Origin of the sequence: Herbidospora solisilvae (assembly GCF_009901565.1) — a bacterium.
GTDB classification, from domain to species: domain Bacteria; phylum Actinomycetota; class Actinomycetes; order Streptosporangiales; family Streptosporangiaceae; genus Herbidospora; species Herbidospora solisilvae.
On record NZ_WXEW01000008.1, the window covers coordinates 472,694 to 495,714 of the forward strand.

Below are 23,021 nucleotides of genomic sequence, written 5' to 3' on the forward strand. Positions count from 1 at the left end.
AGCCGTACAAAGGGAGAGTTGAACCCATGACCGCGCTTATGGGGACGGGGCGGCTGGGGCCGGCGGAACGCTACGCGGCCCTGTCGCAGATGGCCGCGCAGGAACTCGACGTCGTGGTGGTCGGGGGCGGCGTGGTGGGCGCGGGCGTCGCGCTCGACGCCGCCACGCGGGGGCTCTCCGTGGGGCTCGTGGAGGCGCGCGACTACGCCTCGGGCACCTCCTCGCGCTCGTCCAAGCTGATCCACGGCGGGCTGCGCTATCTCGAACAGCTCAACTTCGAGCTGGTCAGGGAGGCGCTCCAGGAGCGGGCGCTGCTGCTCCAGCGCATCGCCCCCCACCTGGTGCGGCCGGTGCCGTTCCTGTTCCCGCTCACCCACGCGGGCTGGGAGCGGCCCTACGTGGGCGCGGGCCTGATGCTCTACGACTCGCTGGGGTTCTCCTTCGGCTTCACCCGGGGCGTCCCGGGGCACCGCCACCTGTCGCGCACCCGCGCGCTGCGGCTGGCCCCGGCGCTGCGGAAGACCGCGTTCAAGGGGGCCGTCCAATACTGGGACGCCCAGGTCGACGACGCCCGCTACGTCATGACCCTGCTGCGCACCGCCGCGACCTACGGCGCCCACGTCGCCTCCCGCACCCAGGTGGTCGGCTTCCTGCGGGAGGGGGAGCGGGTCACCGGCGTCCGGGTCCGCGACCTGGAGACCGGCGAGGAGATCGACATCCGGGCCCGGCAGGTCGTCAACGCCACCGGGGTCTGGACCGACGACATCCAGGAGCTCGTCGGCGGGCGCGGGCAGATCCACGTCAAGGCCTCCAAGGGCATCCACCTCCTGGTGCCCCGCGACCGCATCCACTCACTGACCGGCATCATCCTGCGCACCGAGAAGTCGGTGCTCTTCGTGATCCCGTGGGGGCGCCACTGGATCATCGGCACCACCGACACCGCCTGGACCCTCGACCTGGCCCACCCGGCGGCCTCCCGGACCGACATCGACTACGTCCTCGACCACGTCAACGAGGTGCTGGCGGTCCCGCTGACCCGAGACGACGTCGAGGGCGTGTACGCCGGCCTCCGGCCGCTGCTGCGCGGCGAGTCGGAGCAGACGTCCAAACTGTCGCGTGAACACGTCGTCGCCCACCCGGTGCCGGGGCTGGTGCTGGTCGCGGGCGGCAAGTTCACCACCTACCGCAAGATGGCCGCCGACGCCGTCGACGCGGTGGTCCACGGCCTGGCCACCCGGGTGCCGCCCTCGTGCACCGACACCGTCCCGCTCGTGGGGGCCGAGGGCTACCAGGCCCGCTGGAACTCCCGCTACCGGCTGGCCCAGCAGTCGGGCCTGCACGTCGCCCGCATCGAGCACCTGCTCCAGCGCTACGGCTCGATGATGGACGAGGTGCTGGCCCTCATCGAAGACGACCCCGGCCTGGCCCGGCCGCTGACCGGCGCCGACGACCACCTGCGGGCCGAGATCGTCTACGCCGCCACCCACGAGGGCGCCCGGCACCTCAACGACGTGCTCAGCCGGCGCACCCACATCTCCATCGAGACCTTCCACCGCGGCCTGGCCGTCGCCGAGGAGGTCGCCCAGCTCCTCGCGGGGCCGCTGGGCTGGGACGACGACCAGGTCAAACGTGAGGTGGAGTACTACACCAAGCGGATCGAGGCCGAGCGCGCCGCCCAGGAGACCGACACCGACCAGGAGGCCGACGCGATCACCATCGGCGCTCCCGAGATCGTCCCGGTGGCCGCGCCCGACCGCAAACCCCTCTAGAAGAACTTCACCCAGGCCCGGTCGGCCAGGGTCGCCTTGTCGCTGATCTTGACGCCGAGGTCGGAGAAGGTCCAGACCGTGTCCCCGATGATCACGCTGCGCCTGATCGACGGGTCGAGCGGCAGGTTGGGGACGCCCGGCTTCGGATGGGTGATCACGCCGGCCTTCTCGATCGTCTCGCCGACCTTCAGCACGAGCGCCTGCGAGCCGTCGTAGTAGTCGGCCCCCCAGGTGGCCAGGGGGATCAGCGCCAGGCCGTCCTGCGGCCAGTAGAGGAAGGCGTGCGGGTCCCATTCGGCCTGCGTGGCCGAGTCCTCCTGGTGGTAGCGCGACAACACCGCCGGGGCGCCCGGGTCGCGGACGTCGAACAGCGAGACCTGGGTGCCCTTCGTCCGGCCCTTCGTGTCGGCCTCCTGGCCGACGCCGATCAGGCGGCCGTCGCCCGCCGGGTGCAGGTAGGCCGAGAAACCGGTGATCTTCAGCTCGCCGGTGACCTTCGGGACCTGCGGGTCGCGCAGGTCGAGGGTGTAGAGCGGGTCGACCTGGCGGAAGGTGACCATGTAGCCGACCGGGCCGATGAACCGCACCGAGTAGATGCGCTCACCCTTGCCCAGGCCCGTCACCTGGCCGGTCGCGGCGAGGGTGTCGGCCTTCAGCACGTAGACGCCGCTCTCCGACTTCTCCTCCTGGGCCCGCGGCGTCGTGGTGGTGGCGATGCGCAGGTGGCCGTCGTACTCCGACATCGAGTACTGGTTCAGCAGCCGCCCGGGGACCGATCCGGAGGCGACGTAACGCGGCACGCCGGTGCCGGTGACGTCGAACCGGTGCACCTCGGTGCGCTCGGAGACCGGCACGACCTCCGGCACGGTGTCCTCGTTCCCGGAGGGCGAGGGGCTGACGACCTCGGCGGTGGGGGTGACCTTCTCGGCGCCGCTCGGCGTCGGCTGCGCCTCGGGCGCGACCTTGCCGGGGTCGGGAATCTGGGTCGGCATGTCGGGGTCGGGCGACGGGGCCACCGGGCTCGCCGGGGCCGCCTCGGCGACCGGCATAGGGTCGACCTCCTCGGCGAGCGGCATCGGGAAGAAGCCGCCCCACCAGAGCGGGTTGCTCGTCACGTAGAGGCTGTCCTGGGTGCCGTAGACGGTGTCGCCGTCGGCCGCGACGCTGATGGGCTCGGTCGTGCCGAACGAGCCGTTCAGGTCCAGGGTGTGGACGGTCACCAGCGACCGGCCCGTGAAGTCGGCCGGGTGGCTGACGTTCTCGCACTTCACCGCGCCCTGGGTGGCCTGGCCGTTCGACTCGATCTCGTACTTGGGCAACCAGGCGTCGAGGGGCGCCTTGCGGTAGGTCTCCTTGACCGCCTCCAGCATCTCCTTCTGGGTCATGTCGCCGTCGTACTCGGGCACCGGCACCTGCGGCTCGCTGCGCACCACGATCCGGACCGTGGTCCCGACCATGCGCGCGTCGACGTGGATGGCGTTGGCGGGGGACATGCTGGCGAGGACCTTCGGCGGACCGGCCAGATCGACCATGACGTAACGGGGCGAGGCGAGCATCATGGGCCCGTCGGCCACGCGGGCGGTGGCGGCCGGGAGGTACCCGCCGTTGTTGAACAGCACCAGCGCCCGGTCACCGGCCACCAGCAGGTTCGCCTCGGCCCACGACTGCTCCTCGGTGACCAGCCGCAACGTGCCGGTCACCTTGCCGGAGGCGGCGTCCATCACCCGCAGCACGCCGCGGTTGACCGTGACGACACGCTCGCCGTCGGTCTTCACCAGGTCGGGCTCGTCGACCCCGGCCTCGTGGACGTTGGTCGTCGAATGGGTCTGGGCGCCGGCGCCCGCGGTGGACCGGGCGGTGTCGGCCGCCTCCGCCATCGCCATCGGCATCACCTGGAAGCTCTGGGCGTGCTTGACCGCGGCCGCGCGCAGCCCTTCCAGCATGCTGTCGCAGTCGTCGAACGCGACCAGCTTGATGTTCGACGTCAGGTTGATCGGCGTCACCGGATCGGGCGACGGGGCGGCACCCGGCGTGCAGGCCGTCGCCAGCAGGGCAATCGCGATGGCGCCCGCCACGCGAATCGAGGTGGTCATGCCCACAAGACGGATCGCGGGCCGCCTCGGTTCGGGCGTTAGCCGCGCCGCAGGTAGCCGCTGCGGAAGTAGAGCTTGTCCATCGCCGCGTCGGTCGCCCGGACCAGCGTCTGGGTCTCGGTCCCCTTCAGGTCGGTGACCACCACGGCGTCCTCGTCGTCGTCTCCGGTGGCCGTGCAGAAGATGTGGGTGGTGTCCCACCAGCCCAGCACGGTGTCGCAGCCCGACTCGAACTCCTCCAGCACCGCCCCGGTCGCGGTGTCCCAGACGCACAGGGTCACCGTCTTGTCCGCGCAGGTGGCCACGAACGCGCCGCCTTCGGCGGTGAACAGGTCGCGCGGGTCGGTGAGGGTGCCGCCGATCTCCGGCAGGGTCTTCAGTTCCTTACCTTGCAGGTCGTAGACGTGGGGGACACGGGTCTCCTTGTCGGCGACGATCACCGCGATGGTGTCGCCGTCGCCGGTCCAGGCGAACGCGGCGTCCTCGGTCAGGCCCGGCACCTCGACGATCCGGGCCGTCTCGGCCGGCACGTCGACCACGACGAACCCCTTGGTCGTCGTCTTCTCGCCGACCTTCTCGCGCATGGTCAGCAGGATCCGGTCGCCTTCGGGCGACCAGTGCACGTAGTTGGTGGTGCGCGGCTTGGCGACCGTCTGGACGGTCACGGTCGTGCCGCTCGACACGTTGGTGATCTTCAGCGAGTCGCGGTCGTCGGCGTCGTACTCCCACGGGATCCCGGCCAGCCGGTCGGCGGTGGGGCTGGGGGCGGCGTCGACGTAGGAGTGGCGGGTGAAGGTCGCCTTGCCGGGTTCGCGGACGTAGGCGTCCCACTTCTCCCGGTCGACCCAGAAGATCGACAGGTACGCCGGGTCGTCGGCCCGCTCCAGCGCCACGGCCGTGGTGTCGTCCATGTCGATGGTGACCGGCGGCCGGGGGCTGGGGGAGGCCGGGGGCGGCGGGGCCGCCGAGGTCGTGACCGGCGGGGAGGGCGGGGCGCTGTTCGTGGTGGCGGCCCACACCCCGCCGATGGCCGCGATCACCGCCACCGCGGTCGCGGCCGTGACCACGGCCAGCGTGGGGAACCCGCGCTTCTCCCGGAAGACCTGCGGGACCGTCGCCCGCGCCGTCGCCGGATCGCTGACCAGCAGCCGGTCGATCACCTCGCGCGCGGTCGGGCGCAGCGCCGGGTTCTTGTTCAGGCAGTCGAGCAGGATGCCCCGCAGCGGCTGGGGGACGTCGCCCAGGTCGGGCGGCATCCGCAGCACCCGGTTGATCACCGCCGGCATCGTGTCGTTGCCGAACGGCGCCCGCCCGGTCGCGGCGTAGGCGATCGTGCCCGCCCACGAGAACAGGTCGGCGGCCGGCCCGACCGGGCCCCCGGCGAGCTGCTCGGGGGCCATGTAGGCGGGGGTGCCGATCATCGTCGAGGTCAGCGCCGTGTGGCTGCCCAGGGCCTTGCTGATGCCGAAGTCGATCACCCGGGGGCCGTCGGACCCGAGGATCACGTTCGGCGGCTTGAAGTCGCGGTGCACGATCTCGGCCTGGTGGATCGCCGCCAGCGCCGTCGCGGTGCCGATCGCCAGCCGGTGCAGCGAACTGCCCGTACGCGGCCCGCTCCGCGGGATCGCCTGGGCCAGCGACTCGCCCTCGATGTACTCGCTCACGATGTAGGGCCGCTCGTCTTCGGCGCCCACGTCGATCACCTGCGCGGTGCAGAACGGCGCCACCCGCTTGGCCGTGCTGACCTCCTGCAGGAACCGCCGGACCATCGTCTGGTCCTGCGCGAGCTCCGGCCGCAGCCACTTGATCGCCACGCGTCCGCCGTCGGGACCGGCCCCCAGGTAGACGATGCCCTGGCCGCCTTCCCCCAGGACCGCCTCCAGCCGGTAGCCGCCGAGCACACGCGGGTCGGACGGGCGTAAGGGAGTCGCCATGACTCGAATTGTGGCCCATCACGTCGGCGGCACGGCGTTGCGAATTGACCGTACCGGCCGGTAGTCATGAGCTTCGCTCCGGAATAGTCTCGCTTTCATGGCTGGTGAACTCCGGGTGCCCGACCCCGCGCTGCTCGACCGTCTCCTGCGTCACGTCACGTCGGAGGGCAAGACGCGGACCGTGGTCGCGCCCTTCACCGGGGCCCCGCTGGCCGAGGTGCCGATCTCGTCGGCCGAGGACGTGCGCCGGGCCTACCGGCAGGCGCGGGAGGCCCAGGAGGCCTGGGCCGAGCTGCCGGTCAAAGACCGGATCAGGCCGTTCGAGCGGCTGCACGACGCGATCCTCGACCGCCGCGCCGACCTGCTCGACGTCATCCAGTGGGAGACCGGCAAGGCGCGCCGGCACGCCTACGAGGAGGTCCTCGACGTCGCCGCGAGCAGCCTCCACTACGTGCGCAAGGCCCCCGGCCTGCTCGCCCCGCGCGCCCGCCGGGGCCCGTTCCCGCTGGCCACCCGGACCGTCGAGGTACGCCACCCGCGCGGCGTCGTGGCCTTCATCAGCCCGTGGAACTACCCCCTGTCGCTCGGCGTGAGCGACGTCGTGCCGGCCCTGATCGCGGGGAACGCGGTCGTGCACAAGCCCGACACCCAGACGCCCCTGTCCACCTTGTGGACCATCGACCTGCTCACCGAGCTCGGCATGCCGCCGGAGATCTGGCAGGTCGTCGTCGGCGACCCGGCCGACGTCGGCGAACCCCTGATCGACGACGCCGACTACGTCGCCTTCACCGGCTCCACCCGGGCCGGCCGGGGCGTCGCCGAGGCCGCCGCCAAGCGGCTCATCGGCTGCTCCCTGGAGCTCGGCGGCAAGAACCCCATGATCGTCCTGGACGACGCCGACGTCGACCGTGCCGCCGCCGGCGCGATCAGGGCTTGCTTCACCAACGCCGGCCAGTTGTGCGTCTCGATCGAGCGCCTCTACGTCCACGACGCCGTCTACGACGCCTTCACCGAGCGGTTCGCCCGCGCCGTGGGCAACATGACCATCGGCCCCGGCCACGACTGGGCCGTCCAGATGGGCTCCCTGACCTCCCAGCGCCAGCTCGACGCCGTCTCGGCCCACGTCGACGAGGCCGTCGAGAAGGGCGCCACGGTCGTCACCGGCGGCCGGGCCCGCCCGGACCTGGGCCCGTTCTTCTACGAGCCGACCATCCTCGAGAACGTCACCGACGACATGGCCCTGTGCCGCGCCGAGACCTTCGGCCCGGTCGTCGCCCTCTACCGGTTCCGCACCGTGGCCGAGGCGCTGGAGCTGGCCAACGACACCGCCTACGGCCTCAACGCCTCCGTCTGGACCGGCGACCCGGCCAAGGGCCGCGCCCTGGCCTCCCGGATCAAGGCCGGCACGGTGAACGTCAACGAGGGCTACGCCTCCGCCTACGGCTCGTTCGACTCCCCGATGGGCGGGATGAAGAACTCCGGCCTGGGCCGCCGGCACGGCGACGAGGGGCTGACCAAGTTCACCGAGAGCCAGACGATCTCCACCCAGGCGGCCTGGCTCGGCTTCGACCCCATCCTCGGCATGCCTTACGAGACATATGCGGACACCCTGGTCACCCTGCTCAAGGGAATGAAGAGACTCCGCCTTAAGTAGACTGGCGCTACCGCCGGTTCATCTTCAGGGAGTCCTCCTGTGTCAGAGTTCGACACGGTCCTGGTCGTCGACTTCGGGGCGCAATACGCCCAGCTGATCGCCCGCCGGGTACGTGAATGCCAGGTCTACTCCGAGATCGTCCCCTCGACGATGCCGGTGGCCGAAATGCTGGCCAAGAAACCCAAGGCGATCATCCTGTCCGGCGGGCCCTCCTCGGTCTACGCCGAAGGCGCCCCGGCCGCCCCCGAGGGGCTGTTCGAGACCGGGGTGCCGACGTTCGGCATCTGCTACGGCTTCCAGGTCATGGCCCAGGCCCTCGGCGGCACGGTCGCCAAGACCGGGGTCGCCGAGTTCGGCCGCACCGACCTGACCGTCGTCGAGCCGGGCCGCCTGTTCGGCACGCTGCCGGCCGCCCAGCAGGTCTGGATGTCCCACGGCGACTCGGTCAGCCAGGCCCCCGAGGGGTTCACGGTCACCGCCTCCACCAAGGAGACGCCGGTCGCCGGGTTCGAACACCCCGACCGGGGCTTCTACGGCGTGCAGTTCCACCCCGAGGTCATGCACACCGACCACGGCCAGAAGGTGCTGAAGGCGTTCCTCGACGCCGCCGGGTGCCGGCCGAGCTGGACGATGCTGAACATCGTCGAAGACGCCGTCGAGGCGGTCAAGGCGAAGATCGGCGACGGCCGGGCCATCTGCGCCCTGTCGGGCGGGGTCGACTCCGCGGTGGCCGCCGCGATCGTGCAGCGCGCCATCGGCGACCGGCTGACCTGCGTGTTCGTCGACCACGGGCTGCTGCGCAAGGGCGAGGCCGAGCAGGTTGAGCGTGACTTCGTCGAGATCACCGGGGTCAAGCTGCGCGTCGTCGACGCCGCCGAGCGGTTCCTCAAGGCGCTGTCCGGGGTGACCGACCCCGAGGAGAAGCGCAAGATCATCGGCCGGGAGTTCATCCGGGTCTTCGAAGACGAGCAGCGCGCGATCCTGGCCGACGGGCCGGTCGACTTCCTGGTGCAGGGCACGCTCTACCCCGACGTGGTCGAGTCGGGCGGCGGCACCGGCACCGCCAACATCAAGAGCCACCACAACGTCGGCGGCCTGCCCGACGACCTCCAGTTCGACCTGGTCGAGCCGCTGCGCGCCCTGTTCAAAGACGAGGTGCGGCGCGCGGGCGAGCAGCTCGGCCTGCCGGCCGCGATGGTGTGGCGGCAGCCGTTCCCGGGGCCGGGGCTCGGCATCCGGATCATCGGCGAGGTCACCCACGACCGGCTCGAGATCCTGCGCGAGGCCGATGCCATCGCCCGTGAGGAGCTGACCCGCGCCGGGCTCGACCGCGACATCTGGCAGTGCCCGGTGGTGCTGCTGGCCGACGTGCGGTCGGTGGGCGTGCAGGGCGACGGCCGCACCTACGGCCACCCGGTCGTGCTGCGGCCGGTGAGCTCGGAGGACGCCATGACGGCCGACTGGTCGCGGGTGCCCTACGACGTGCTGGCCCGCATCTCGACCCGGATCACCAACGAGGTCCGCGAGATCAACCGGGTCACCCTCGACGTCACGAGCAAGCCGCCGGGCACCATCGAGTGGGAATAGTCGCAGTCGGGGTAGATTGGCCCCGGTGACCACGTCTAACCGCCTGGCCTGGCTTGACGCGTTGCGCGGCATTGGCGCGCTCGCCGTGGTGGCCGAACACCTGCTCCCGTGGGTCTATCCGCCGCTCCGGCCGACGTTCATGAACATCGGCATGTACGGCGTGGTCGTGTTCTTCCTGGTCAGCGGCTACATCATCCCCGCCTCGCTGGAGGGGCGGGGAGACGTGCGGGCCTTCTGGACCAGCCGGTTGTTCCGGCTCTACCCGCTCTACCTCGTGGTGTGCGCGATCGCGCTGCTGGTCGGGCTCTGGGTGCCGATCCGGGAGCAGGTGCCCCGTGACGCCTCCGGGGTGCTCGCGCACGTCTCGATGTTGCTCGACGTGGTCCACGTGGGCGGGCTGGCCGACCCGATGTGGACGTTGTCGTACGAGATGGTGTTCTACCTCGTCGTGACGGCCCTGTTCGTGAAGGGCGTGCACCGCTTCAGCGGGTGGTACGCCGTCGCGTTCGGCGGCCTCGCGGTGGCCGCCGGGATCGTGATCGGGGCGCCGTGGTTGCCGGGGCCGTGGCCCGCCGTCGTGTCGGGGGTCGTGTTCGTCGCCGGGATGGCCGGGCTGTTCAGCGGGCGGTTCCAGACGGCCGCCGCGCTGGTCCTCGGCGTGATGGCGGTGGTGCTGCTGATCGGGTCGTCGTACGTGCCGTGGTTCGGGGCGGCGATCCTCGCGATGATGTTCACTGGGACCGCGATCTACCGCTGGGAGAAGGGCACCGGGCCGCTCTGGCCGGTGTTCGCCGCCGCCGTCCTGGTCGCGGTCAGCCCCGCCTGGGCCATCGCGGCGGGCTGGTGGTGGGTGCAGCCGCCGGTGTGGATCACCACGCTGGTGCTGGCCGGGGCCACCTTCTGGGCCGGGCGGGCGCTGCGCCACCGCACGTGGCCGAGGGTGGTCGTCTGGCTCGGGCTGATCAGCTACTCGGTCTACCTCGTCCACCACCCGATCCTGCGGATGGTGCCGATCCTGTTCGGCCACATGATGTCCAAGCCCGTGTGGGAACGGGCGCTGCTGGCCGCCGGCTACCTCGGGGTGCTGCTGCTGGTCAGCTGGGCGACCTACACATGGGTCGAGGCGCCCGCCCAGCGACTGGGCAGGCGCCTCGTGAGGAAGCGTCAGACCTCGCCGGCGGGCTGGCCGCCGAACGGATCGTCCTCGTCCTCGAGCAACTGGCCGTCGTCGTCGCTGCCCTCGGGCGCGGCCGGCGGCTCGGGGTAGGACTGGCCGGGCGTCAGCTTGACCCCTTCGAGCAGGGTCGAGGCCGTGACGAAGTGGTAGCCCTGCTTCTTCAGCGTGGCCAGCACCTTCGGCATCGAGTCGACCGTCTGCTTGACGGTCTCGTGCATCAGGATGACCTCGCCCCGCCCGGCCACTTCGAGGGCCTTGGAGGTCAGCAGGCCGACCTGGCGGTTCTCCACGACCCAGTCGCCGGTCGAGGTGGTGCCGGGGATCAGCACCATGCCGAACTTGGCGGCGATCTCGCGGACCGTGTCGTCGGTGAGGCCGCCGGGGGCGCGCATCACCGTCGGGGCCTTGCCGGTCACCTTCTTGATCAGCTTGTGGGTCTCGTTGACCTGGTCGTAGACCTCGGTGCGGGTCAGCTCGGTCAGCCACGGGTGCGACCACGTGTGGTTGCCGATCTGGTGACCGGCCTTGGCGATGCTCTTCAGCAGCGCCTGGTTCCTGTTCACCTCACGGCCGATCACGAAGAACGTGGCCTTGGCGTCGTACTTCTTGAGCGTCGCCAGCAACCTGGTCGTATAGGGCCCCGGACCGTCGTCGAAGGTCAGCGCCAGACACTTGTGGGTGGCGCAGAACGGCTTCTTGGGTGCCTTCTTGGGCGCCGCCGCGGCGGGTGCGGCGGGCAGGGTCACCACCAACGCTAAGGCGGCGAGGGCGGGGATCAGACGGCGCATCACAGACTCCTCGGGAATCACTCAAGCCCGAAGCGTAACGCCTGTTATTGGGAGTTTTCTGAGCCCTGTCATCCCGTGATGCGACGGACGATCGAACCGGGCAGCCGGGTGAGCTGGCCGAGGATCCCCGGCACCCACACCACCTCCGACTTCGCGCGCAGGCCGTCGAGGATCGCCCCGGCCACCGTCTCGGGGCTCGTCGCGATGGCGGGCGGGGTGACGCCCCTGGTCATGCGGCTGCGGACGAAGCCGGGGCGGACCACCATGACGTGCACGCCGGATCCGCGCAGCGCCTCGGTCAGGCCGCGGGCGAAGGCGTCGAGGCCCGACTTGGCGGAGGCGTACAGGAAATCGGAGGGGGACGGGCGGCCCGCCGAGACCGAGGAGAAGACCACGAGCGCGCCGTGGGTCTGCCGGCGCATCGCGTCGGCGCAGACGATCGCGGCGGTCATCGCCCCGACGTAGTTGACCATCGCCACGTCGGCCGCCTTCAGCGGGTCGAGCTCGGCGTCGCCCTGCAGGCCGCAGGCCACCAGCGCCACGTCGACGTCGCCGTCGGCGAACACGTCGCCGATCACCTTGGCGTGCTCCTCGACCCGGAAGGCGTCGAAGTCGGCCGTCTCCACGCTCGCGCCCGCCTCGGCCAGCCGCGCCGCCGCGGCGTCGCGGGCCGGCGAGGGACGCCCGGCCAGGATCACCCGGCGGACCCGGCGGCGGACCAGCCGCATCGCGGTCGCCATCGCGATCTCGGAGGCCCCGCCGACGAGCAGCAGGCTCTGCGGTTCGCCGAACGCGTTCTTCACAACGACAACCTCCTGGCGAGATCTGACTGGAAGACCAGGCGCGGATCGAGCTGGCGCCGGCGCTCCCGGAAGGCGGCCAGCCCCGGATACATCACCGGCAGCAGTTCGGGCCGCAGCCGCGAGTCCTTGGCCAGGTAGACCCGCCCGCCCGCCTCCGCCACCAGCTCGTCGAGCCGGTCGAGCAGCCAGGCCAGCCCCTTGGTGGTGGTCGGGAAGTCGAGCGCCAGCGACCATCCCGGCGTCGGGAACGAGAGCCAGCCGCCGCTGCCCGGCCCGAAGCGCTTGAGGACGGTCTGGAACGACGCGGCGTGGCTGCGCCTGATGCGTTCGACGATCTTCATGAGGGTCTGCTCGGCGCCCAGCGGCACCACGAACTGGTACTGCACCAGCCCGCGCGGACCGTAGAGGCGGTTCCAGTGACCCACCCTGTCGAGCGGGTGGAAGAACGAAGCCAGCGGCCTGACCTGCGTCGATTCGCGTTTCGTGGTGGCGTAGAGGCCCCGGTTGACCAGGCCCATGGTGTGGCGGTTCAGCAGCCCGACCGGCAGGAAGCCCGGGGAGGCCTCGAAGCCCCGGGCCCGGAACGAGCGGGCCGCGCCCTGGCGCGCGTGGTCGGCGCCCTCGACGACGCCCCGGCCCTGCCGGGACAGGCAGTCGACCCAGGCGGCGGTGTAGCGGTGGGCGAGGTCGGCCTGGGTCAGCCGGGTCATCACCGATTCGAGGTCGGCGCACTTCCAGGTGTTCACGATCATGCGGGAGGTCTCGATCGGAGTGAGCCGGATCGTCGCCTTGGTGATCACCCCGGTCAGGCCCATGCCGCCGACGGTCGCCCAGAAGTCGGGGTCGTCGGGGGTGAGCGTACGGGTCACGCCGTCGGCGCCGAGCAGGTCGAGGGCGGTGACGTGGCTGCCGAAGGAGCCGTCGGCGTGGTGGTTGCGCCCGTGGATGTCGGCCGCGACGGCCCCGCCCACGGTCACCTGCCGGGTCGCCGGGGTGACCGGCGGGAACCAGCCCTCGGGCACCAGCTCGCGCATCAGCCGGTGGAGGCTCACTCCCGCCTCGACCGTGACGTAGCCGTCGCGGACCGGCCCGATCGCGGCGAGGCCGGTCATGTCGAGCACCAGCCCGCCCGCGTTCTGCGCCGGATCGCCGTAGCTGCGGCCGAGACCGCGCGCGATCATCCCGCGCCCGCCCGGCGCCAGCACCAGCGGGGTCAGCTCCGCCTCGGCGCCGGGCCGCAGCAACTCGGCGGCGCTCGGGGAGGTACGGCCCCAGCCGGTGAGGATCGTCTTGTTCGCCATCGACTCTCTCCGTGATTGACCGATCGCGTCACGTTATCCCGGCATTCGGGGGATCGCGAGCACGCACCCCCCACGGGCGGGTGACCTGCGCCTCAAGGATGGGTCAAGAGATCGGTCGTGACTCACGGTGACCGGCAGGGTTACGGGGTAACCGCACCGTTCCGCCCGTTGGAGTTGCCCCGGATGGCCGCCACCCTTTCGGTGATCGTTCCCGTCAGGGACGGCGAACGCCACATCGCCGACGCCCTGACCTCCCTGCGCGCCAACGCGCGCGCCGACTTCGAGTTCATCGTCGTCGACGACGGCTCGGCCGACGCGACCAGGGAGATAGCCGAAAGCTTCAAGGGCGACCTGCCGGGGCTGACCGTCATCGGCCGGGACGCCTCCTCCGGCGTCTCCGCGGCCCGCAACCTGGGCCTTTCGGCGGCGAGCGGGACGTACGTCACCTATCTCGACGGCGACGACTGGTACGCCCCCGGCTACCTTCCCCAGCTCGTCTCCGCCATCGAACGGCTCGGCTGCGACTTCGTCCGGGTCGACCACGTGCGGGTGACCGGCACCACCCGGGAGGTGCGCCGGGCGCCCGAACAGCGGCGCGGGGTCGTCTTCCCGGGCCGTGCGGGCATCACGGGCATGGGCCGTCTCGGCATGGTCGACTACCCGGTCCCGTGGGCCGGCGTCTACCGGCGTTCCCTCGCCGACCAGGGGCTGCTCACGTTCGACCCCGCGCTGGCCACCGCCGAGGACCGGGCCTGGGTGTGGCGCCTCCACCTCCACGCCGCCACCTACGCCGTCGCCTCGCTGACCGGCGTGTTCTACCGGCGCGGCCTCAAGGCCTCGCTCACCCAGGTCGGCGACGAACGGCAACTGCACTTCCTGGACGCCTACCTCGGCGTCATCCACGACCTCGACGGAGACGACCCGGAGTTCGTCCGCAAGGCGACGCACAACCTGTGCGCGCTGATCGCCTACCACCACAAGCTGCGACGGCGGCTGCGCCCCGACGTCGCGGCCACCTTCGACACCCGGGCCACCGCCGCCCTGCGGGAAGTCCCGCCGGACGCCCTCGCGGTGGTCCTGCCGACGCTGGGCCACGCCCGCGAGAAGCTGCTCAGGAGGTTCCTGCCGTGAAAACCCAGCTTTTCTACTGTTCGACGTTGTTCGGGGCGATGACGCTGGCCGCGGCCATCGACGCCGGTCTGTTCGGCCCGGCCGGGCGGCGCGTGCTGCTCGTGTCGAGCAACGTGGCCGTACCCGAGCTGATCTCCCCCCTGCACCGGACGCCCGCCTTCGAGGCGATCGGCGACCGGTTCGACCACGTGCACTTCTGGAACGAACTGATCGCCCCCTACCACCCCGTCCGCGTCAGGGTCCGGCCCGAGCAGGGGCCGCTGCTGCGGCGGCTGCTCACGCAGCGGCTGCTCGACGGGCACGCCCCCGACGAGCTGGTCGTCGAGTCGATCGGCGCCTATCCGGCGCGCGGGCTGGTGGAGATCTTCTCCGGCTGCCCGATCACGGTCTACTCCGAGGGCCTGATGAGCTACGGCCCCACCCGCGACGCGATCCCCGGCGACCTGGGGGCGCGGGTGGAGCGGCTGCTCTACCTGGACCTGATCGAGGGCATGCGCCCGCTGATGCTGGCCGAGCACAAGGTCCCCGCGGTCGCGGTGCCCGACGTGGCCTTCCGCGACATCGTCGGCAAGGTCAGCGCGGTCACGCCGGTCGGCGGGCGCGGCGGGGCGCTGCTGCTCAGCCAGTACATGTCCGACGCCGGGCTCATCTCGTGGGACGAGGAGCAGGCCATCCACGAGGCGATGCTGCACGGCGTCGCCGCCCGCGGCTTCACCACCGTCCGGTTCAAGCCGCACCCGTCGGCCGGCCGCCGCCAGGTGCGCGGCATCCAGGCGCTGGCCGACGAGCTCGGGGTGCAGCTCACCGTGGTGCCCGAGTCGGTGCCGGCCGAGACGTGCTTCGCCGCCTACCGGCCCGACCTGGTCGTCGGCACCTTCTCGACCGGCCTGATCACCGCCCGGCACTACTTCGGCATCCCGGTCGCCACGGTCGGCTGCCCGCGTGTCCTGGAGCGGATGAAGCCCTACGAGAACAGCAACCGGGTCGCGGTGACGATCGTGGACGCGAGCGTGCCCGAGCTGACCCGGACCGGCGCGCTGGTCCCGGCCCCGGTCGAGCCCGACCTGCTGCCCCGGCTCGTCGAGGGGGTGGTCTACTGCGCCCAGCGCAAGCGCATGCCCCACCTGCGGGCCAGCGCCGAGGCGGCCGTCCGGGAGCTGCGCAAGGACGTGCGCTGGCGCTACTTCCCGCGCCGCCGCCTGACCCAGTACGGGCTGATCAAGAAGGCGCCCCGGCCGTCGCTCTGGCGGCGGGCGCTGCGCCACGCGCGCCGGCTGGTGACCGGATGACCCGGCCGACGCTCTCGGTCGTGGTGCCCTTCCACGACGTCGCCGAGTTCCTGCCGCGCTGCCTCAACTCGCTGGCCAAGCAGCGGCTCAAGGACATCGAATACCTGCTCGTCGACGACGGCTCCACCGACGGCAGCGCCGTCATCGCCAAGGAGAAGGTCGCCGCCGATCCCCGGTTCCGGCTGATCGAGCAGGAGAACCGGGGCCTCGGGCCGGCCCGCAACGCGGGGGCGCGGGCGGCCCGGGGCACCTACCTGGCGTTCGCCGACGGCGACGACACGCTGCCGCGCACCGCCTACGCCTCGCTCGTCGGCAGCCTGGAGGCCACCGGCTCGGACCTGGCCTGCGGGAACGTGAAACGCATCGTCGGCGGCAGGCTGCGGCCCTCGGCCGGGCACGCCGAGGCGTTCGCCGCCACGGTCACCGGCACCCACATCCGCCGGCGGCACGCGCTGCTCGCCGACCGGACCATCTGGAACAAGGTGTTCCGGCGCGAGTTCTGGGACCGGCACGGCTTCGAGTTCCCCGCCCGGCGCTACGAGGACTCGCCGGTCACCATCCCGGCCCACGTGTTGTCGACCTCGACCGACGTGCTCGAAGAGGTCGTCTACCACTGGCGCGTCCGGTCGGGCTCGATCTCGCAGCGGCGGACCGAGCCGGCCAACGTGCTCGACCGGCTGGCCTCGATGCGGCAGGTGTCGGAGTTCCTGAACGAGCACGCGCCCCGCCTCTGGGCCAAGCACGACCTGCTGGTCACCGAGTTCGACCTGTCGTTCCTGCTGGAGTCGCTGGAGACGGCCGAGGGCGCGGAGCAGGAGGCGCTGCTCGACTCGCTGGCCGAGACCCTGGGCGTGCTGCACCCGAAGGCCATCGCCAGGCAGCCGTCGATCCGGCGGCTGGAGCTGCACCTGGCCGCCAACCGGATGGTGCCCGAACTGCGGGAGGTCCGCATGTTCCGCCGCGCGTCGCTGAGCGACGCCGGCGCGGTCCGGCACGGCTGGTTCAAACGCCGCCGCTGGTTCATGGACTACCCGTACCTGCGCGACCCGGCGAAGGGCATCCCCGACTCGGTGTACGACCCCTCCGTCGACTTCCAGCTCAAGGCGGTCGTCGACGGCGTGGAGATGGACGGGACCCGGATGACCGCCCGCGGCTACGCCTACATCACCCACCTCGACAGCTCGCGCACCACGATCGACGTGTGGTTCCAGCGCGAGGGCGTCCGGCTGCCGCTGGAGGTGCGGCGGGTGACCCGGATGGACGCCACCGCCGACTCGGGCCAGTCGGCCACCTGCCACGACGACGCCGGGTTCGAGGCGTCGATCGACCTGGCCGACGTGCCGCGCGGGCGCTGGAACCTGCACTGCTCGGTGCGCGACGGCGAGGTCGTCAGGAAGGGCGTGCCGGAGGCCCATCCCGACACCGGGTACCGGCGCTATCCGCCCGGGGGAGCGCACCAGCCGAGCCTGACCGAGGAAGGGCTGGTGCTGCGGCGGCCGGTCAAGGACCGGGGCCACGCCTGGGTGGAGTGGAGCGGCGACCGGATCGCGGTGACCACGCGCAAGAGGCAGCGGCTCGTGTTCCAGAAGACGATCCACCGGCCCGGCGACGACGGCCGGGTCCTCATCACCCCGCCCGCCCGGGTGGGGGTCTGGCGCATCAGGAAGACCGACGGCACACCCCTTCGCCTGCGCGTGGGGGTGTCGCCGTCTCCGCGCCGGATCGGCGTGCACCGGGTGTCGTTCCGCACCGAGCTGGAAGGGGAGGTCCTGGTGGTGGTGCAGCCCGCGCTGGAGGACGACGAACGGGGCCGGTTCGCCGAACGCCGCCTGCGGGGGACCGTGCGGCACTTCAGGAAGAACCCCATCAGGGAGACCGTCGTCTTCGACGCCTACGGCGGCCGGCTGGCCTCGTGCAACCCGCGTGCGATCTTCGAGGAGATGCGGTCGCGGGACCTGCCGCTGGAGTACGTCTGGGTCACCCGCGACGGCTCGTTCGAGACGCCGGAGGACTCCCGGGTCGTCCTGCACGGCTCCAAGGAGCACGAGCACGCGCTGGCGACGGCGCGCTACCTGGTCGGCAACCGCACCCAGCCGAACTGGTACACCAAGCCGCCGGGCCAGACCTACCTGCAGACCTGGCACGGCACGCCGCTCAAGAAACTCGGCCACGACCTGCGCGACCTGCCGTTCCGGCGCACCGAGCTGCTCGACTGGATGGCCCGCGACGTGCCGCAGTGGGACCTGCTGATCTCCCCGAACCCGTTCTCGACGCCCATCATGCGGCGCGCGTTCGGCTACCGGGGCGTGGTGTTGTCGACCGGCTACCCCCGCAACGACCTGCTCTTCGCCGACCGCTCCATGGCGGTCAGGAGGCGGCTGGGCGTGCCGCCGGGCAAGAAGGTGGTCCTGTACGCCCCCACGTGGCGCGACGACCTCCACCGGGGCAAGAGGCGCCGCCTGTCGATGGAGCTCGACCTGGCCCGCATGCAGTTCGCGCTCAAGGACCACGTCGTGCTGGTCAGGGCGCACCACCTGATCACCGACCGGCCGAAGATCAAGGCCCCGGCGATCGACGTGACCGGCTACCCCGAGATCGCCGACCTCTACCTGGCGGCCGACGTGCTGGTCACCGACTACTCCTCGGCCATGTTCGACTTCGCCTGCACCGGCAAGCCGATGGTGTTCTTCACCTACGACCTGGAGCGCTACCGCGACACGCTGCGCGGCTTCTACTTCGACTTCACCGCCGAGGCGCCGGGGCCGCTGACCAGGACCACCGACGAGACCATCGACGCCATCAGGGAGGCCGCGGTGCCCGCGGCCTACCGGACGTTCCGGCAGAAGTTCTGCCCGTGGGACGACGGGAGGGCGTCGTCCCGGGTGGTCGACATCCTGCTCAGTGGTTCTCGAATGGCGTAGGCGTCGGGTAGTAGGCGTCGAGGAAGCGGGCCAGGGCGGCGTCCTGGTCCGCTGTCGTCGGCGCCGTGTCGTTCAGGCAGAACGCGTCGTGCTCGCGGTTGGCGAGCATGCGGCGCAGCTTCGCCGGGGTCTTCGGCAGCGCCAGGTCGACGTAGGTGTAGTCGATCTGGCCCGGCAGCGCCCGGCCCGTCAGGTAGGCGTAGTAGTGGGCCAGCGACGACGCGGTCGAGATGTCGCTCGCCCGGCGGAACCGGCTGGCCGAGACCGTCTTGAACTCGGCCGGGAACCGCTCCTCCAGCTCGAACAGCAACGACCGGCGCAGCGCGTAGGGCACGTGCTTCATCTTCTGCGTCAGCGTGCGCCCGCACAGCTCCTCCAGCATCCGGCGGTTGTTCATGCCGGCCTGGTGGACGGGGTTGTCCTCGTTCAGCGTGAACGGGACCTGCGCGATCGACGGGAAGAACCGGGTGATGCCGTTGCCCTCGAAGAACGTCTCCGGGTAGAGCACCTTGCCCAGGAAGAAGTCGTCGTTCAGGTAGAGGAAGTGCTCCGACAGGCCCTCGATGTGGTGCAGCCGCGACTCGATCGCGTGGCTGTTGAAGACCGGCAGCACCGACTGGTCGGCGAAGATCTCCCGGTGGTCGACGATCCGGATCCGGTCGTCCTCGACCAGCCATGACGGCTTCTGCCGGTCGGTCACGATGAACACGTTCCGGATCCAGGGCGCGTACGTCAGCAGCGAGCGCAGCGAGTAGCGCAGCTCGTCGCGGCTGACGAAACGGGCCTCGCTCGTGGCCAGGTCGCTCAGGCCGCCGGTCAGCGCCAGCTCCTTGCGGGCCCGCCACTCCGGGTCGTTGCCGTCGACCCAGGTGTAGACCGCGTCGATCGGGAAGTCGACGTCGTCGACCAGCCGGCGGGTGAACTCCGGGCGCGTCGGATAGACCCGCGCCGACTCCGACACCAGCCGGTTGAACAGCGACTCCGGCGCGTCGACGGTCTCCTCGTGGACGGGCACCGCCTCGCACACGCGGTTGGGCCGCGGCGCCACCAGCATCTCGCCCTCACGCTGCCAGAACTCCAGGTCGACGCCCGACTCGGGACCGAGCGTGAGGGTGCGTGACGGGCTGGCGTAGTAGAGCCACAGGCGGATCGCCTTGGCGTCGCCCATGTCGTTGCGGCGCAACTGCCGGATCTTGCCCAGCTCGTTGACCTTGTGCCGGCCTCCCGGCAGCCGCGCGCCGTAGAGCCCGTGCCGGGCCAACGACCTGATGGCCCTCTGCCGGTACGTCGTGCGCACCGCGATGACCGGTGGACGGCCGCGCATGGGCCGTACACAGAAGAACGGAATCGCCGATCCGGACAGTGATCGGCAGATCAGGTCGAACGTCTCCCGCGAAGCCTGCGCGGGACTGGCGTCCTGCCTGATCAGAGCCACCCTGGGCGGCATCGGCTCGCGCGCTGTCAGGCGGCTGTGAAGCTGTCGGTACAACGTAGACACCGGCATGGCTCTCCCCCCGAAGAATGCGGCGACCCTACCGGACGCCTGAGGGCGTTGGCGGGGGCTTTGCCCACGTCAGGGCAATGGTCAAGAAGTGGCAACGAGATGCTCTGGGGAGCCCAGAAGAAGCCGTTGACGACTACCGAACGTAGTCATTCTTACGTTCATGGGGGGCTTCACGCTCGACGACATACTGGCGACGCGCAAGCCACGGGACTCCTGGTGGACCGTCTTCGCGGTCGACCCGGTCGCGTGCCGGCTCGCGCTCCTGACCGCCAACCACACCTCGATCACGCCCAACGGGCTGACCGGCCTGTCGATGCTGCTCGGCGTCGCCTCGGCCGCCTGCTTCGCGGCCGGTGAGCTCGCCGCGGGCGCGGCGCTGTTCTACCTGAGCTTCACCGTCGACTGCATGGACGGCAAGATCGCCCGGCTGAAGGGCAGCGGCACCTCGTTCGGCCTCTGGCTCGACTACGTCGGCGACCGGGTGCGCGTCGCGGGATGCGCGTTCGGCTTCGCCTTCGGCGAGGGCGCCCTGTGGGCGTTGTGGCTGGCCGCCGGGATCGTGGTCCTGGACCTGTTCCGGTATGTCAACGGGCCCCAGCTCCTCAGGGTCAGGGAGGCCTCCCGCGACCGGGTGCGCGCCGCGACCGGCGGCGACCCCGTGTTCGTCGAGGACGTCCTGCTGGCCGACCCGCTGGCCGACGTCCGCGACGGCTCCGTCGTCGATCTCCAGTCGGCCTTCCGCCGCAGATTCCCCTGGTTCGACCGGTTCCGCCTGTTCCTCGCGCGGCACCGCGTCCGGACCCATCTCATGAGCGGCATCGAGTTCCACGCGGCGATCTTCGTCGTCGCGCCCCTGTTCGGGGCGGCCGCGATGCTCTGGTCCGCGCTCGCCACGGGCGCGCTGCTGACCGCGTTCGAGGCCGCTCTCGTCTACCGCACCTGGCTGGCGGCCCGTGAGGCCGACCGGGTCGTACCGGAAAGGGTGAAAGTGCTTGTCTGATCGGCCGATCTTCATCGTGGCGTGCCCCCGCTCGGGAACCACGCTCCTCCAGCTCATGCTGCACGCCCACCCGCGCATCGCGATCCCGCCGGAGACGCGCATCCTCGTGCAGGCCTACCTCAAGCGCCGCCGCTTCGGCGACCTGCGCAACCCCGAGCGCCGCCGCGAGATGGCCCAGTGGGTCACCGGCGGCCACCGCACCCAGTTCGGCGACCTGGGCATCGACAAGCACGAGTTCATCGAGCGCGCCGTGGCCGGGCCCGGCTCGCTGGGCTCGGTCGTCGGCCTGGTCTACAAGATGTACGGCGAGCAGCACGGCAAGCCGCGCTGGGGCGACAAGCGGCCACCGTACATCAAGCACATGGACGCGCTCATCGCGATGTTCCCGGACTGCCAGATCGTCCACATCGTGCGCGACGGCCGTGACTGCGTCGCCTCGCTGAAGGAGATGCCCTGGTTCAAGGAGGACATCTACCAGGCGGTCAACCGCTGGTGCGAGGCCATCGACTTCGGCCGCAAGGTCGGCCTCGGCCCCGACAGCTACTACGAGCTCCGTTATGAGGACCTGACGGCCGACCCCGAGCTGGAGCTCAAGAAGCTGTGCTCCTTCCTGGGCGAGGAGTACCACCCGGCGATGCGGGAGCCGTCGAAGGTCGCCGACACGATCCCGTCGCACAAGTCGTGGCACGAGAACACCCGCGGCGAGGTCACCACCGCCCGCGCCGGCACGTGGTCGACCCGCCTGGAGCCCTGGGAGATCTCGCTCTGCGAGACCGTCATGGGCGAGCGCCTGACCTCCTACGGCTACCAGCTCACGGGCGCCCCGAAGGCCGAGCGCAAGCACGTCGCGGCGTACGAGAAGACGGCCGCCTACTGGAAGCGGCGGTACCGCAAGCGGGCCGTGACGGAGTGGTTCAACCGCTTCCGCGAGGCCGGCCCGGTCGCCGCGCAGCTCACCGACGGCCAGCGCGAGCTGTCCGGGCTGGGCTCCTGACCCCATGGCGACCCTGGACAGGCCGGTCTTCGTCATCGGCTGCCCGCGCTCGGGCACCACGATGTTGCAGCTCATGCTGCACAGTCACCCGCGGATCGCGGTCCCGCCGGAGACCCGCTTCATGATCCAGGCCTACCACGCCCGGCGCCGGCACGGCGACATGCGGCGTCCGGACAACCGGCGCCGCCTGGCCGAATGGGTGGCCGGCGGGAAGGACACCAAGTTCCGCGAACTGGGCCTCGACCGCACCGAGTACGTCGACCACGCGGTCGCGGCCCCCGGCTCGCTCGGCTCGGTCCTGGGCACGGTGTTCCGCGACTACGCGGCCCGCTTCGGGAAGCCGAGGTGGGGCGACAAGCGCCCGAGCTACTTCAAGCACGTGGGCATGCTGCTGCGCCTGTTCCCGGACGCCCAGTTCATCCACCTGGTCCGCGACGGCCGCGACTGCGTGGCCTCGCTGCTGGAGATGCCCTGGTACAAACTGGACGTCTACCACGCGATCGCGAACTGGGCCGAGGCGATCGACTTCGGCCGCCACCACGCCGCCCACCTCCCGGCCGGTTCCTACCACGAACTCCGGTACGAGGACCTGACGGCCGACCCGGAACTCGCCCTGAAGCGCCTGTGCGGCTTCATCGGCGAGGACTACGACCCGGCGATGTGCGAACCCCGGCACGTCGCCCAGGTGGCCGTGCCGGCCCACAAGGTCTGGCACGCCAACACCCACACGGCCGTGACCACGGCCCGCAGCGGCAGCTGGTCCACCCGTTTGGAGCCCTGGCAGATCTCCCTGTGCGAGACCGTCCTGGGCTCCCGCCTGGAGTCCCACGGCTACGAGCTGAGCGGCGCACCGAAGGCGACCCGCGACCACCGCACGGCCTACCGCACGACGGCGGCCAGACGGCGCGGCGCCCGGCTGAAGCGCACGGGCCGCGAACGACTGATCCGGCTGTGGGAACCGGGCCCGCTCTCGGCCCTGCTGACCTCCGGCCAACGGGCACTGGCGGGGCTGCCTCCCCTGCCCCACAGCCAGCTGGTCGAGTCGTCGTAGACGGGGGATTTCCTGGGGTTCCATC

General features: G+C 71.2%; 16 protein-coding genes. 10 read left to right on the plus strand and 6 right to left on the minus strand.

Annotation, left to right across the window (positions count from 1 at the left end):
• The first annotated feature begins 26 nt into the window (after window positions 1–26).
• Window positions 27–1,769 (plus strand): glycerol-3-phosphate dehydrogenase/oxidase, encoded by a 1,743-nt coding sequence (locus GT755_RS28255; RefSeq protein ID WP_161482593.1) that lies wholly within the window; start codon window positions 27–29, stop codon window positions 1,767–1,769.
• Here GT755_RS28255 and GT755_RS28260 read toward each other — a convergent pair.
• Both GT755_RS28260 and GT755_RS28265 read right to left on the minus strand, forming a co-directional pair.
• On the minus strand, window positions 1,766–3,862 hold the full coding sequence (locus GT755_RS28260) for a beta-propeller domain-containing protein (RefSeq protein WP_161482594.1): 2,097 nt from the start codon (window positions 3,860–3,862) through the stop codon (window positions 1,766–1,768). The two genes, GT755_RS28255 and GT755_RS28260, sit on opposite strands and share 4 nt — an antisense overlap.
• Window positions 3,863–3,900: 38 nt before the next feature.
• Window positions 3,901–5,796, minus strand: coding sequence for a protein kinase domain-containing protein (locus tag GT755_RS28265; protein ID WP_161482595.1), 1,896 nt, complete (start codon window positions 5,794–5,796; stop codon window positions 3,901–3,903).
• 97 nt (window positions 5,797–5,893) lie between these two features.
• Here GT755_RS28265 and GT755_RS28270 point away from each other — a divergent pair, with 97 nt between their 5' ends.
• Genes GT755_RS28270 through GT755_RS28280 form a run of 3 tightly spaced genes read left to right on the plus strand, consistent with a single transcriptional unit; the run spans window position 5,894 to window position 10,304 of the window.
• A complete protein-coding gene (locus GT755_RS28270; protein WP_161482596.1) occupies window positions 5,894–7,450 on the plus strand; it encodes a succinic semialdehyde dehydrogenase in 1,557 nt (518 codons plus the stop codon).
• A 39-nt stretch (window positions 7,451–7,489) separates the two neighbouring features.
• Window positions 7,490–9,037: a glutamine-hydrolyzing GMP synthase gene (gene guaA / locus GT755_RS28275; RefSeq protein WP_161482597.1), complete on the plus strand. Its 1,548-nt coding sequence runs from the start codon at window positions 7,490–7,492 to the stop codon at window positions 9,035–9,037.
• 25 nt (window positions 9,038–9,062) lie between these two features.
• Window positions 9,063–10,304 (plus strand): acyltransferase family protein, encoded by a 1,242-nt coding sequence (locus tag GT755_RS28280; protein WP_161482598.1) that lies wholly within the window; start codon window positions 9,063–9,065, stop codon window positions 10,302–10,304.
• On the opposite strand, the gene GT755_RS28285 is transcribed toward GT755_RS28280, so the two are convergent.
• From GT755_RS28285 to GT755_RS28295, 3 genes are all read right to left on the minus strand, one after another.
• Window positions 10,202–11,002 carry a polysaccharide deacetylase family protein gene (locus GT755_RS28285; RefSeq protein ID WP_161482599.1) on the minus strand — a complete coding sequence of 267 codons (801 nt, stop codon included), beginning with the start codon at window positions 11,000–11,002 and terminating at the stop codon, window positions 10,202–10,204. The genes GT755_RS28280 and GT755_RS28285 overlap by 103 nt on opposite strands.
• A 68-nt stretch (window positions 11,003–11,070) precedes the next feature.
• Window positions 11,071–11,805 (minus strand): SDR family NAD(P)-dependent oxidoreductase, encoded by a 735-nt coding sequence (locus GT755_RS28290; protein ID WP_161482600.1) that lies wholly within the window; start codon window positions 11,803–11,805, stop codon window positions 11,071–11,073.
• Window positions 11,802–13,106, minus strand: coding sequence for an FAD-binding protein (locus tag GT755_RS28295; protein WP_161482601.1), 1,305 nt, complete (start codon window positions 13,104–13,106; stop codon window positions 11,802–11,804). Before GT755_RS28295 ends, GT755_RS28290 begins: the two co-directional genes overlap by 4 nt.
• A 183-nt stretch (window positions 13,107–13,289) precedes the next feature.
• Between GT755_RS28295 and GT755_RS28300 the strand changes: the two genes are divergently transcribed.
• The 3 genes from GT755_RS28300 to GT755_RS28310 are packed head-to-tail and all read left to right on the plus strand — an operon-like array spanning window position 13,290 to window position 18,447.
• Window positions 13,290–14,237, plus strand: a complete 948-nt coding sequence (locus tag GT755_RS28300; protein ID WP_161482602.1) for a glycosyltransferase family 2 protein — start codon at window positions 13,290–13,292, stop codon at window positions 14,235–14,237.
• Complete coding sequence (locus GT755_RS28305; protein WP_202610578.1) at window positions 14,234–15,526, plus strand: polysialyltransferase family glycosyltransferase; 1,293 nt, start codon at window positions 14,234–14,236, stop codon at window positions 15,524–15,526. Before GT755_RS28300 ends, GT755_RS28305 begins: the two co-directional genes overlap by 4 nt.
• The gene (locus tag GT755_RS28310) at window positions 15,523–18,447 is read left to right on the plus strand and encodes a bifunctional glycosyltransferase/CDP-glycerol:glycerophosphate glycerophosphotransferase (protein ID WP_161482603.1); all 2,925 of its coding nucleotides are present in this window, start codon (window positions 15,523–15,525) and stop codon (window positions 18,445–18,447) included. Before GT755_RS28305 ends, GT755_RS28310 begins: the two co-directional genes overlap by 4 nt.
• On the opposite strand, the gene GT755_RS28315 is transcribed toward GT755_RS28310, so the two are convergent.
• Window positions 18,425–19,882, minus strand: coding sequence for a stealth family protein (locus GT755_RS28315; RefSeq protein ID WP_161482604.1), 1,458 nt, complete (start codon window positions 19,880–19,882; stop codon window positions 18,425–18,427). The genes GT755_RS28310 and GT755_RS28315 overlap by 23 nt on opposite strands.
• Before the next feature lie 229 nt (window positions 19,883–20,111).
• On the opposite strand from GT755_RS28315, the gene GT755_RS28320 reads away from it, so the two are divergent.
• The 3 genes from GT755_RS28320 to GT755_RS28330 are packed head-to-tail and all read left to right on the plus strand — an operon-like array spanning window position 20,112 to window position 22,996.
• The gene (locus GT755_RS28320; protein ID WP_161482605.1) at window positions 20,112–20,951 is read left to right on the plus strand and encodes a CDP-alcohol phosphatidyltransferase family protein; all 840 of its coding nucleotides are present in this window, start codon (window positions 20,112–20,114) and stop codon (window positions 20,949–20,951) included.
• Window positions 20,944–21,945, plus strand: a complete 1,002-nt coding sequence (locus GT755_RS28325) for a sulfotransferase family protein (RefSeq protein ID WP_161482606.1) — start codon at window positions 20,944–20,946, stop codon at window positions 21,943–21,945. The genes GT755_RS28320 and GT755_RS28325 overlap by 8 nt, the downstream gene beginning before the upstream one ends.
• A 4-nt stretch (window positions 21,946–21,949) precedes the next feature.
• A complete protein-coding gene (locus tag GT755_RS28330) occupies window positions 21,950–22,996 on the plus strand; it encodes a sulfotransferase family protein (protein WP_161482607.1) in 1,047 nt (348 codons plus the stop codon).
• The last annotated feature ends 25 nt before the right edge of the window (window positions 22,997–23,021 follow it).